This is a genomic window from Rhodococcus oxybenzonivorans, from assembly GCF_003130705.1.
Lineage (GTDB): Bacteria > Actinomycetota > Actinomycetes > Mycobacteriales > Mycobacteriaceae > Rhodococcus_F > Rhodococcus_F oxybenzonivorans.
Genome location: NZ_CP021354.1, coordinates 4,700,611 through 4,714,995 on the forward strand (window position 1 = coordinate 4,700,611; position 14,385 = coordinate 4,714,995).

At 66.7% G+C, this 14,385-nt stretch carries 1 protein-coding gene and 2 pseudogenes; 2 read left to right on the top strand and 1 reads right to left on the bottom strand.

The window, feature by feature from the left end; genetic code table 11:
- Positions 1 to 245 precede the first annotated feature (245 nt).
- A pseudogene (locus CBI38_RS39225) lies at positions 246 to 7,376 on the top strand (amino acid adenylation domain-containing protein); the annotation flags it as partial.
- A gap of 117 nt (positions 7,377 to 7,493) precedes the next feature.
- Positions 7,494 to 11,413 (top strand): annotated as a pseudogene (locus CBI38_RS40615) (non-ribosomal peptide synthetase); the annotation flags it as partial.
- Here CBI38_RS40615 and CBI38_RS22035 read toward each other — a convergent pair.
- Entirely contained in the window at positions 11,347 to 14,343 is a 2,997-nt protein-coding gene (locus CBI38_RS22035; RefSeq protein ID WP_109332206.1) for a non-ribosomal peptide synthetase, read from the bottom strand. The pseudogene CBI38_RS40615 and the gene CBI38_RS22035 sit on opposite strands and share 67 nt — an antisense overlap.
- Between the last annotated feature and the right edge of the window lie 42 nt (positions 14,344 to 14,385).

The following is a 14,385-nucleotide window of genomic DNA, read 5'->3' on the forward strand; positions in this document are numbered from 1 at the left end:
GCGACCTCGTCACCGCCTACACCGCCCACACCCACCACCACACCCCCACCACACCCCCTCACCATCCACTACGCCGACTACACCCTCTGGCAACACCAACTCCTCGGCACCACCGACGACCCCCACAGCCTCATCACCACCCAACTCCACTACTGGAAAAACACCCTCCACGCCCTCCCGACCTCCTCCCCCTCCCCACCGACCACCCACGACCACCACAACGCACCCTCCGCGGCGAATCCGTGTACTTCGACATCGATCCGCAGGTCCATCGCCGACTGTCCGCCCTGTCCGGGGATCACGAGGCGACGATGTTCATGGCCTTCCACGCGGCATTCACCGTGCTGCTCGCCCGGCTCGCCGACAGTTCCGACATCGTTGTCGGTGTGCCCGTCGCCGGGCGCGGTGAGCCCGCCCTCGACGACCTCGTCGGAATGTTCGTCGGAACGCTCGTGCTGCGTACTCCGGTGACGACTGCCGCATCGTTCGCCGACGTCCTCGACACCACCCGGGACGCCGACCTCGGCGCCTTCACTCACGCCGATCTGCCGTTCGAGGTGCTCGTCGAGGAGCTCGACCCCGGCCGCTCCACCGCGCATTCGCCGTTGTTCCAGGTTCTCATCGAGTTCGGCCGGGCCGAGTCGATCTCGCTCGAGTTGCCGGACCTGACGGTCGAAGCCGTAGACACCGATTTCGGTGCCGCGAAGTTCGACCTGCAACTCACCCTGCGTGAACATCTCGCCGAAGATTCCTCACCCGCCGGCGTATCCGCCGCCTTCACCTACGCCGGTGATCTTTTCGAGCGCGACACGGTCGAGGGCTTCGCGAAGCGTTTCCTCCGGATACTCGAGGCGGTTTCGACTGACCCCGCCCTCCCCGTCGGGGACATCGAGATCATTGACGACACTGAACGCGACACGATCGCACATCAGTGGAACGAGCCCGGCACCGACTCGGGCGCCGACACCCTCGCCGACCGCTTCGCCCGAGTCGCTGCGCAGTTCCCCGCTTCCGGCGCTCTCACGGTGGACGGCTCGACGACGACCTATTCGGCGCTGTCGGCCCGCGTCAACAGCCTGGCACGGTATCTGATCTCGATCGGCGCGGGTCCGGAATCCTCGGTAGCCGTCGCGCTCCCACGCTCGTTCGACTCCGTCGTCGCATGGCTCGCGGTCACGGTATCCGGAGCCGCGCACCTACCCCTCGACGTCGCATATCCGGCCGAACGCATCGCGTTCGTACTCGGCGATGCGCGCCCCCTGTGCGTCGTGACGTCCACTGAGATCGACGAGTCACTGCCGGACACCGGCATTCCGCACGTCGTGGTCGACTCCGAAGCGGTGATCACGGCGGCGAGCGGCTTCTCACCGGCTCCTGTAACAGAGACGGACCGACGGAATGCACTGACCCCGGATTGTGCTGCGTACGTGATCTATACCTCCGGGTCGACCGGGCACCCCAAAGGCGTTGTGGTGTCGCACCGCAACGTTCTGACGTTGTTCGCCAACACCCTCGACCGGTTCGGAATCGACGAATCCGATGTGTGGACGCTGTTCCATTCGTTCTCGTTCGACTTCTCCGTGTGGGAACTCTGGGGCGCTCTCCTGAGGGGCGGCAGAGCCGTGCTGGTCGACTACTACACAGCACGGTCCCCGGAGGCGTTCCTCGCACTGCTGCGCCGCGAACACGTCACGGTCCTCAGCCAGACCCCCACCGCGTTCTACCAGCTCATCGAGGCGGATGCCAGTGCGCCCGACACCGCTGCGCAACAGGGTGATACGGCGCTGCGCTACGTGATTTTCGGCGGCGAGGCCCTCGATCTCCGTCAACTCGACCGCTGGTACGCCCGTCACCACGATGCCCCCACCTTGGTGAACATGTACGGCATCACGGAGACCACCGTCCACGTGAGCGCGCTGGCACTCGACCGCACAATGGCGGCAACGGCACGGGCGTCGGTCATCGGCCGAGCCATATCCGGGCTGCGCGTCGCCGTCCTCGATCGCCGACTGCACCCTGTTCCGGTCGGAGTGCTCGGTGAAATGTATGTCTCGGGCAGTCAGCTCGCGCGAGGATATCTGAATCGGCCGGAGCTGACCGCCACCCGCTTCGTGGCGGATCCTGCCGGTCACGGCACCCGCATGTACCGCACCGGTGACCTCGCCCGGTGGAATCGAGATGGGCAGCTGGAGTACCAGGGCCGCAGCGACTTCCAGGTTCAGCTGCACGGTTACCGCATCGAACCCGGAGAGATCGAGATCACGCTGCGACGGCACCCCGCAGTAGTGCACGCGGTGGTCCAGGTCCACACGGACGACAACGCGTTGGACCGGCTCATCGGTTACGTCGTACCCGGGGTCCCCGATGAGGAACTCGACGTCGAATCGGTGCTGGAATCGGCCCGTGCCGAGTTGGCTCCGCACATGGTGCCCGCGACTCTCGTCGTCCTCGACCGGTTGCCGCTCACCGCGAACGGCAAACTCGACAGGAAAGCGCTACCGGCGCCGGACTTCACCGAGCGCGTCACGTCGAGCCGGGCTCCGTCGCTTCCCACCGAGCGAGTACTCGCCGGACTGTTCGCACAGGTCCTCGGGCTGGACACCGTCGGCATCGACGACTCGTTCTTCGCACTCGGCGGCGACAGCATCATGGCCATCCAGCTGGTGGCCCGCGCCAAGGCGGCAGGGATGTTCTTCAGCCCGCGCGACGTGTTCGAACGTAAATCGGTGGCTGCGCTCGCCGAGGTCACCACCATCGCTCAGCCGACGGGTCTCGCGGAGCTTCCCGGCGGGGGCGTCGGCGCGCTCCCGTTGACGCCCATCGCGCACTGGCTGCTGGGCCGTGGCGGCGACATCAGCCGGTTCTCTCAAGCCGCAGTCCTGACAGCACCGCCGGGCCTGTCCCTCGATACGCTCGCTCGAACAGTGCAGGCGGTACTGGACCACCACGACATGCTGCGCGCCCGGCTGTGGCGGACGGACGCCGGACCGGCCATGGAGGTGCTCCCCGTTGGAGCGATCCAGGCGTCGGACCTGCTGTCGCGCATCGACACTCCGTCGGACCGCGGCCCCGAGTTCGCGGCGATGATCAGTGACCAGCTGACCTTCGCCGAGGACCGGCTCGATCCGGCCCGGGGCGTCATGCTGCAGGCCGTGTGGTTCGACGCCTCCCCGCACCACCGCAACGGCGACCTGTCAGCGCAGGAGGGCCGACTACTGCTGGTGATCCACCACCTGGCCGTCGACGGCGTGTCCTGGCGAATCCTGGTACCCGACCTCGCCGCCGCCTGGGAAGACATCACCGCCGGCCGGGACCCCGACCTGCCCGAGAACGGGACCTCGATGCGCCGCTGGGCGCACGCCCTCGTCGACACCGCCCCCGAACGGGCCGGTGAACTCGACCTTTGGCGCCGCATCCTCGACGGACCCGACCCCCTTCTCGGATCCCGGCCACTCGACCCCGTCCACGACACCGAGCTGACCACCGACAAGGTCACGACCGAGATCCCGCCGGACGTCACCGAAACGCTTCTGCGCGAACTTCCCCGCGCCTTCCACGCCGGTGTCGACAACGGCTTGTTCACCGCCCTGGCGCTGGCCGTCGCGCGGTGGCGGCGTCGTCACGCTCACCCGTTCGACGAGGTTCTGGTCGGGGTCGAGGGGCACGGCCGGGAAAATAGCCTCATCCCCGGCGCAGACCTCTCCCGCACCGTCGGCTGGTTCACCACCATCCACCCCGTCCGACTCGACCTCACCGGCATCGACCTCGACGACGCCCTCCACGGCGGAGACGCCGCCGGAACCGCCATCAAAACCATCAAGGAACAACTACGCACCATCCCCGACCACGGCGCCGGATACGGACAACTGCGCTACCTCGACCCCGACACCGCCGAAGTACTCCGCACCTACCCCGGCCCCCAGATCACCTTCAACTACCTCGGTCGATTCAGCGGTAGCCTTCCGGATCGCTCCGGTGGCGGTGGATGGTTGCCGGTGTCGGGCACCGGACTACATCGCCGGTTCCGTGCGGACATCGGTGCTGCAGCAACGCTCGACGTCAACGCCATGGTCATCGAAACGGACGACGGACCGGTCCTGGAAGTGGGATGGCTCTATCCGACAGGAGTTCTCACCCCCGGGGAGGTGAGCGAACTCGCCGACCTCTTCACCACCGCACTCACCGCCCTCACCACCCACACCCACCAACCCCACACCGGCGGACACACCCCCACCGACTTCGACCTCGTCCACCTCGACCAACACACCATCGACACCCTCGAACACCACTACCCCACCCTCACCGACATCTGGCCCCTCTCCCCCTTACAAGCCGGCCTCCTCTTCCACTCCGAATACACCGACCACACCCTCGACACCTACACCGTCCAACTCATCCTCGACCTCCACGGCCCCCTCGACACCACCCGACTCCACCACGCCGCCGAAACCCTCCTCCACCGCCACCCCAACCTCCGCGCCGCCTTCACCCACACACCCGACGGCCACCCCATCCAAATCATCACCCACCACACCCCCCTCCCCTGGACCCAACACGACCTCACCCACCAACCACCCCACCAACACCCCACCACCGTCGAAGACATCCTCACCACCGACCGCCACACCCGCTTCGACATGAACACCCCACCCCTACTCCGCTACACCCTCATCACCCGCACCCCACACCACCACCACCTCGTCATCACCAACCACCACATCCTCCTCGACGGCTGGTCCACCCCCCTCCTCCTCCACGAACTCCTCCACCTCTACACCCACCACAACGACACCACCGGGCTGCCGCACCCTCGGTCGTATCGCGACTACCTGGCGTGGCTCGGGCGGCAACCGATCGAGGACAGCGTCGCCGCGTGGGAGGAAGCACTCGACGGTGTGGAGGAGCCGACTCTTCTCATCGCGGACTCGGACCGGGCAACGGTGGCGAACTTCCCGGAGGAGCTCGGCCTGTCGATCGATCAGGAAGGGACGCAAGCACTGCGGGCGCTGGCGCGCGAGCGGAACCTCACCCTCAACACAATGGTCCAAACCGCCTGGGGCATCGTCCTGGCCACCCTCACCCACCGCGACGACGTCGTCTTCGGCACCACCGTCTCCGGACGCCCACCCCACATCCCCGGCATCGAAACCATGATCGGACTCTTCATCAACACCATCCCCGTCCGCATCACCCTCGACCCCCACCACACCCTCACCCAACTCCTCGACCACACCCACCACACCCACACCCAACTCCTCGACCACCACCACCTCGGCCTCCCCGACATCCACCGCGCCACCGGACCCGCCACCACCTTCGACACCCTCACCGTCTTCGAGTCCTACCCCCTCGACACGACGCTCGACGCCCAGAAGTCCGACCTCGAGATCACGGCCACCCGCGGGTCCGATGCCACGCACTACCCCCTGGCCATCGCGGCCTCCGCGAACGACCGGCTCCACCTGAAGTTCGAGTACCTGCCCGACCTGCTCGAGCGGGAGGATGTGGAATCCATTGCTGCCCGAGTCCGCAAGGTTCTCACCGTCATGGCGACCGAACCCGATACGACGCTGGCCGCACTGAACGTGCTCGACGACGCGGAACTGCGGGACCTCGTGCCCGCCCGGGGAGCACCGGCCGTCGAGTACCGCACCCTCGCGCAGATCTTCAGCGCCGCCGCCGCAGTGAATCCCGAGGCGCCTGCGCTGTCGTTCGAGGGGCGCACGGTGACATATCGCGAGCTGGACGAGACGTCGAACCGGGTGGCGCGCTTGCTGATCGACTTCGGTGCCACACCGGAATCGTTCGTGGCGTTCGCCCTCTCTCGGTCGATCGACTCGGTCCTTGCCGTCTGGGCAATCAGCAAGACGGGTGCGGCGTTCCTGCCTGTGGACCCGGGGTACCCGCGCACTCGCATCGAACAGATGCTGACCGACTCCGGCACCCTGCTGGGTCTCAGCTGTTCCGAGCACCGCGACCAGCTGCCGGACACCACGTCCTGGCTGTTCGTCGACCGACCCGACTTCCGCACCCGGACGGAAAGCTACTCGGCCGCTCCGGTCGACGACCGGGATCGCCGACTGCCGTCGCGGATCGACCACCCGGCCTATCTGATCTACACCTCCGGGTCGACGGGCGTGCCCAAGGGTGTGGTGGTCACGCACCGCGGTCTCGGTTCGTTCGCCGCAGCGCAAGCCGAGCTACTCACACCGCACACCGATTCCCGCGTGCTGCATTTCTCGTCGCCCACCTTCGACGGTTCGCTGTTCGACTACCTCCTCGCGTTCGGTTCTGCCGCAACGATGGTGATCACGCCACCCGGAGTGTTCGGTGGCATCGAACTGACCCGGCTGATCGAAGCCGAGCGGATCACACACGCGTTCGTGCCCACCGCCGCACTCGCCACAACCGACCCCGCGGACCTCGACACCTTCCGCGACGTGGTGGTGGGTGGCGAGGAGTGCCCACCCGGTCTGGTCGACAGATGGGCACCGGGCAGGAGGCTTCGGAACGGGTACGGGCCCACCGAAACGACTGTGATGTGCAATATCAGTGATCCGATGAGCGTCGGAGCCGACATCACGATCGGACAACCGATCCGCGGTGTCGCCGAGCTCGTACTCGATGCGCGTCTGCAGCCGGTGCCGGCGGGAGTACCCGGCGAGCTGTATGTCGCGGGTCCCGGATGCGCCCGGGGATACCACCGGCGGCCGGGGCTGACAGCACAGCGATTCGTGGCTGATCCGTTCGGCGGCGGTGAGCGCCTGTACCGCACGGGCGACATCGTCCGATGGCGACGTGAGGACCACTCACTCGAGTACTTGGGCCGCAGCGATTTCCAGGTGAAAGTCCGCGGTTTCCGGATCGAGCTGGGCGAAATCGATGCCGCGCTGACCCGCCACCCCGCTGTCGCGTACGCGGCCACGATCGGAACGACGGGACCCTCCGGGGATACCCTGCTCGTCTCCTACGTCTTGCCTACCGAAGGCATGGAGGCCGTTCCGGCGCAGCTCACTGCATACCTCGCCGAGTCGCTTCCGGCCTACATGGTTCCGGCGGCCATCGTGACGATCGAGGAAATCCCGTTGACGCGGGTGGGCAAGCTCGATCGCGCCGCGCTACCGGAGCCCCAATTCGACCGCGGCGCGGATACCGCGCGCCACACCGCGACTCCGATCGAGGAGACTGTCGCCGACGCCTTCGCTGCCGCACTCGGACTCGACCACGTGGGCATCGACGACAATTTCTTCGAAGCGGGCGGCAATTCGCTGACTGCCACCCGGGCGGTAGCGCGCATCAACAGTGCGCTGCACACCGACATCGGCGTGCGCACGCTGTTCGAGGACCTGACCCCGCGCACCGTGTCGAGCCACCTCGTTCATCGAACGAACAACGTTCCGCATCCGTTGGTCGCGGGTCCCCGGCCGCAGTGGATCCCCCTCTCCCCCGCCCAGAAACGCATGTGGTTCCTCAACCAATACGACACCACCTCACCCGCCTACAACATCCCCCTCACCCTCCACCTCACCGGACACCTCGACACCACCGCACTCGAACACGCCCTCACCGACCTCACCACCCGCCACGAAACCCTCCGCACCACCTACCCCCTCCACCACGGCCAACCCACCCAACACATCCACCACCCACACCCCACCACCTCCCACCACAACCACCACCGAAACCCAACTCCCCAACACATCACCACCGACACCACCACCGGATTCGACGTCACCACCGACACCCCACTGCGCACCCACCTCTACCAACTCACCCCCCACCACCACATCCTCACCCTCGTCCTGCACCACATCAGCGCCGACGGCCACTCCCTCACCCCACTCCTCCGCGACCTCGTCACCGCCTACACCGCCCACACCACCACCACACCCCCACCACACCCCCTCACATCCACTACGCCGACTACACCCTCTGGCAACACCAACTCCTCGGCACCACCGACGACCCCCACAGCCTCATCACCACCCAACTCCACTACTGGAAAAACACCCTCCACGCCCTCCCCGACCTCCTCCCCCTCCCCACCGACCACCCACGACCACCACAACGCACCCTCCGCGGGGATCGCCTCGGGTTCCGCATCGATCCCGAACTGCATCGTCAACTGCGTTCGACGGCGCGCGCGAGCAATACGACGCTCTTCATGACGTTGCACGCCGCGTTCGCCGCCCTGCTTGCCCGATCGACCGGCACCGAGGACATCGTCATCGGTACACCTATCGCGGGCCGCACCGAACCAGCCCTCGACGACCTTGTCGGAATGTTCGTCAATACGCTGGTGCTGCGTACTCGGGTGACGGCAGCCGCATCGTTCGCCGAACTCCTCGCCGACACCCGGGAAGTCGACCTCGGCGCCTTCATCCACGCCGACCTGCCGTTCGAGCAACTGGTCGAGGCACTGGCTCCCGTCCGCTCCACCGCGCATTCCCCGCTGTTCCAGGTGTCCCTCGAATTCGACAGCAGCGCACCGCACGACCTCGAGATTCCCGGTGTCACTGTCCATCCCGCAGAGAGCACACCGGCGACGGCCAAGGTGGATCTCGAGTTGGTGGTCACCGAGGAACTCGACAGCGAGGGAGAGCCGTCGGGGATCACCGCCGGATTCACCTACGCCACGGACCTGTTCGAGCCGGTGACGATCCGGAATCTCGCGAACCGGTTCCTCCGTGTCCTCGAACAGATCGTCGCCGAACCTACGGTCGTGGTCGGCGACATCCGACTCGGTGACGAGCAAGCACCCACCGCAGGACCGCGCGGGTGCACTCCTCAACTGTGGCCCGCGATCCTCTCCTCCGCCGCGCGGGCCCGTGGAGACGACGTGGCCGTGTCCTGCGCAGGCCGCCACCTCACCTATCGGGAACTCGACGAACAGTCCAACCGACTCGCGCGGTGGCTGATGCATCGCGGAGCCGGGCCGGAAAGCGCTGTGATATCAGCCCTTCCGCGCTCGATCGAATCCGTGGTCGCTCTGTGGTCGGTGGCGAAGTCCGGGGCCGCCCTGGTGCCCGTCGACCCCATCTATCCTCCTGCGCGCATCTCCCACATGCTCGACGACTGCGGGGCGCGGCTCGGCATCACCGTCTCGGAGTTCCGGGCAAAGCTCCCCGATGAACTGTCGTGGCTGGTTCTCGACGAACCCGAATTCGACGACCGTCTGCGAGGTTTCCCGGCTGCCGCCGTGACCGACGCCGACCGCGCGGCGACGCTCCGCCTCGACCACCCCGCGTATCTCATCTACACCTCCGGATCGACGGGGACCCCGAAGGGCGTCGTGCTCACCCACCGCGGTCTGGCCGATCTCGCCGAACAGGAACGGGCGCGGCTGAGGGTGACCGCCGAAGCGCGGGTGTCGCACCTGGCGTCCCCCAGCTTCGATGCGTCGATCTTCGAGATGATGATGGCGTTCTGCGCCGGTGCCCGCGTCATCATCGCGCCCCCGATGACCTACGGCGGGCCTGCGCTGGCGGAGTTCTTCGTTCGGGAAGGAGTCACCCACGCCTTCATCACACCCACCGCGCTGGCCACCCTCGAACCCGGCGGACTCGGCACGGTGCGGGTCCTTACCGTCGCGGGCGAGTCGTGCCCTTCGGCCCTCGTCTCCCGCTGGGCGTCCGGTCGTCGGATGGTCAACGCGTACGGTCCCACCGAAACGACCATCATGTCGCACATGAGTGAGCCGTTGACTCCGGGCGACCCCGTCACCATCGGCCGGCCGACGCGCGGATTTGTTGCCGCCGTGCTGGACGACCGACTCCACCCCGTCCCGGCGGGCACACCCGGCGAACTGTACCTCGCCGGTCCAGGACTCGCCCGTGGATACAACGCCCGGCCCGCGACGACGGCGCACCACTTCGTGGCCTGTCCCTTCACGGAGACCGGTGGCCGAATGTACCGCACCGGCGACCTGGTGCGTGCACACTCCGACGGCACGCTGGAGCATCTGGGACGCACCGACTTCCAGATCAAGGTCCGAGGCTTCCGGATCGAACCGGGCGAGATCGACACCGCGCTCACCACTCACCCCGACGTCTCCTTCGCTGCAACCGTCAGCAGACCGGGTCCGGGCGGCACCCCCGTCGTCGTCACCTACATACAGTCCGATACCGGATCGGCCGATCCGGAGGCACTGACCGCATACCTGTCCACACTGCTGCCCGCGCATATGATTCCCGCCGCCATCGTTTCGCTCGACCACATCCCGCTCACACCCGCCGGGAAACTGGATCGAAGCGCGCTGCCGGAGCCGGCGTTCCGTCCGGAATCCACACCGTCCCGCAGTCCTCGAACCGCCACCGAACGCGTCGTTCTCGACGCTTTCGTGGAGGCACTCGCACCGGACAGCGGTGACACCGACGCCGGACGAATCGGTGTGGATGACAACTTCTTTGCTCTGGGCGGCACCTCGTTGACCGCGATCGGCGTGGTCACGGCCCTGGAGAAGCGGCTAGGACGCACGGTGACTCTGCAGGCGTTGTTCCTCGATCCGACGACGGCAGGGCTGGCCGCGCGGCTCGATGCAGAATCGGAGGCTATCGGCGAGGCCGTCACCGTCGATGCGGCACTGCGTGTGCTCGTTCCGCTTCGACCGAGCGGAGCTCTCCCACCTCTGTTCTGTGTGCATGCCGGGATCGGACTGGCCTGGGCATACACCTCTCTCGTGCGCCATCTCTCGCCGGACCGTCCCGTATACGGGTTGCAATTGCCCGCCATCAGCGGCGGCTCCGAATACGAGTCGATCGACGAATTGGCCCGGCGCTACATCGACGAGATCAAGGCAGTTCAACCGGACGGCCCCTACCATCTCCTCGGCTGGTCGCTCGGTGGGACAATCGCTCACTCCATGGCCACCGCACTGCACACCGGCGGTGACCGAGTTGGGGCGCTGGTTCTGCTGGACAGCTATCCGGGCAATCCGGACGAGGAACACGCCGCGACACTGCCGATCCCGGAGTTGCTCGCGGGACTCGGCGTCGACGCCGGCACACGATCACAGGAAGAGGAACTGACGTACAACGAGGCCGCACTCCTGATACAGCGCGCATACGGATCGGCGGTGGCGGGGCTCACCGCCGAGCATCTTCGGCGAATCAATGAGGGATACGCCAACTCCACCCGCATGCTGGGCCGGTTCACGCCCGCATCATTCTCCGGGGATCTGCTGTTCTTCACCGCGAGCGGCACCACACCGAACGGCGGTGCCGTACGCGCCGTCGATGCCTGGCGAACCGCGGTTGACGGCACCATTCACGAGCATGCGGTCGCGTGTAGTCACAACGACATGATGCAGCCGGAACCTGCCCGAGCGATCGGGGCCGTCGTCGAACGCTACTTGTCCACCGGGTCCGCCGGGTCCGCCGGGTCCGCCGGGTCCGCCGGGTCCGCCGAAGGATAGAGTCTGTCCAGCGTCTGGCAGATTCCCCGAATACTCGGCCGAAGATACAGTTCACGCATCGGCAGTACCGGTAGGCCGAGTCGGCGCATCATGCTGTCGGCCTTGATGGCGCACAACGAGTTTCCACCGAGCTCGAACAGGTTGTCGTCGGCGCCGACGGGAACACCCAGGACGGACTCCCAGATGTCGGTGAGAGTGGAAGCCAGATCGTTCGTCGATGTCACCTCCGGTGCCCGCGTGGGCGGCGGCAGGAAAAGCCTATCGGGCACCGGAAGTCGGGCAGTGTCCAATTTGCCGTTGATCGTGAGAGGAAGCGCGTCGACGATGGTGATCGTGCGCGGCAGCATGTACTCGGGCAGGAACGTGGCAGCGCGTTGACGTATCGACGCCGGTGTCCCGCCGCGCGAGACCACGTACGCATCGATGCCCGGTCCTGCCGGATCATCGTCGGCGTCCGTGGCCACCACTGCCGCAGCCGTGACCTGAGGGTCGTCGAGCAGCACACCCCGCACCTCACCGAGTTCCACCCGAAATCCACGAATCTGCACCTGAGTATCCAGCCGGCCCAGGTGCTCGAGAGTGCCGTCGCCGTGAAGGCGTCCCCGGTCGCCCGTGCGGTAGTGCTTTTCGCCGTTTCGCCAGCACACGAACCGTTGCTCGGTCAGCTCGGGCCGGTTGAGGTACCCGAGCGCGACGCCCGCTCCACCGACATATATTTCACCGGTCACACCTGTGGGCACGGGACGGCCACGATTGTCGAGCAGGCGCACGGACCACCCCTGCAACGGCCTGCCCACCACCTTCGAATTCGACAACGCGTCCCGCCGCGTCACGGTGTGGGCGGTGACGTGCACGGTGGTCTCGGTGGTCCCGTACATGTTGACCAATCGGCATGTCGACTCCGGGTAGCGGTCCATCCACGACACGAGCATGCGCGTGTCGAGCGACTCCCCACCGAAGACGACCAACCGGAGGTGGTCCAAGCTCGGCAGTTCATGGTCGGCCACCATGAGTTGCCCGAAGGCGGAGGGGGTTTGGCTCAGCACACTCACGCCTTCCTCCTGGAGGAGGGTGTGGAATTCGACGGGCGAGCGGGATATCCAGTACGGCACGATGACCAACCGGGCGCCTGTGAGCAACGCACCCCAGATCTCCCATACCGAGAAGTCGAACGCCGAAGAATGGAACATCGACCAGGTGTCATCGGGCGCGAGAGCGAATTCTGTGTCGGTGGCGGCGAGGAGAGCGAGCACATTGCGGTGGGGAATGAGCACACCCTTGGGACGGCCCGTCGACCCGGATGTATAGATCACGTACGCCACAGCGGCGGCGTCGCCCACATCGGCCTCCGGCCCGGGTGAGCGGGCCCCGTCTGGGTAAGCAGCACTTGCCGCGGCCTCGAGATCCTGCGGGGAAACCGCGCGTATTCCGTCACCCCAGCTGATGTCCGGCCGGTCGGTGACGACCAGGCGAATCCCGGCGTCACCGGCGGTGTACTCGAGGCGGTCCGGTGGGTGCCGGAAGTCCATGGGCACGAACGCCGCACCCACCTGGAGAATCGCCAGCATCGTGACGATGAGCTCGATGGATCGGTCCAGGCACACTCCGACACGATCACCGGGCGAGGCACCACATTCCCGGAGTCCGGCTGCGGCCCAGCGCGATTGCTCGTCCAATTCGCCGTAGGTGAGTGTACGACGGCCCTGCACCAGCGCGACCGAGTACGGGCTCTCACGGGCCCGCTGCCGGAACACGGTATCGATCCGCTGCGACCGGTCCGGCACGCCGTTCGGTCCCGTTTCGGCCGCCGCGAGGCGATCCTCTTCCGACACGAACACGTCGTCATGCTCGGGGCCCGAACCTTCGACGCCGAGCCGGCGGAACATCTCGACCACGTGATGTGCGAATTGCCGTGCCGCCTGTTCGTCCACCACATACGGTTGCGCATGCACCTGCAGCGATGCGTCCCCCGACTTTCCGACGACCACGGCGAGAGTGAGCGGAAACGGTGGGGTCTGGCAGGGCAGCCATCGTCGCTCCGAGCCAGGGTATCCGCAGACGCCGCCCAGGACGCCGACCGGAACACTGCCGGCGCTCTCCCGGGCAGGGTCCGAAGAGTCGGCACTGGGTTCGGTGTCGTCATCCGCCGCCATCGGTGGTTGCGAAACATGTTCAGGTGCAGAACCTTCGGCACAGTCGACCGACAACACACCGAATTCGTGCTGTCCTCCCAACACATCCACGGGTCTTTCGGGAACCGGCGACCACTGACCGACTCGCACCGTGTCGAGGTCTTCGTAGCGCCCCAGGACCCTCCCTGCCGCGAGTGCGACACGGGCTGCGACCTCACACTGTTGCCGACCCAGCGATACCTCGACCAGCGCGGGGTGTGGACTCGGTTCCCGACCTGCCATCCAGGCGAACCGGGTGCGTCCCCCCGGGATCGTTGTCGGCGGTGGCAGCAGGGCACGCCCGTCGGGGCGCCGCCGCACAGGTTCCGCGGTGAGGGAGTCGGGATCGCGGTTGCCCAGAAGGACATCGACCGCCGTGCTCAGAGACGGTGGATCCAGATCCCGGCGATCCGCAGTGACGACGAGATCGGCCGCTCCGTCCGAGTATCGCAGCAGCACAGCCCGCATCACCGGCCCGTCGATACTCATCGGCCTGCGTAGTTCGGCATCGAGTTGTCGTCGTGCCAACGAGTCGGTGGAAGCAGCGTCGACGCGTTCGATCCACAGCCGCGGATGCGGCACTTCGTTGCCCCACCACCGGTTACTCGCGGCCGCGAGAGTGCGTGCGAGAGTATCGCCGTTCCACGGCTCTCGATCCGGGCCTTCGTCGGCCGAGGAGCCCAGGGGAATACGCACCGACAGTGCAAGGCCGTACGCCGTGCGCGCCAGCCCAGCCCGACCCCAATGGGATTGGTGCATGGGTCGATTCTACCGAAGAAACGTTCCGAGGCGCCTGCCGAG

Coding starts and splice junctions, on each gene's coding strand:
- CBI38_RS22035 (WP_109332206.1), bottom strand. CDS start 14,343: ATGCACCAATCCCATTGGGGTCGGGCTGGGCTGGCGCGCACGGCGTAC.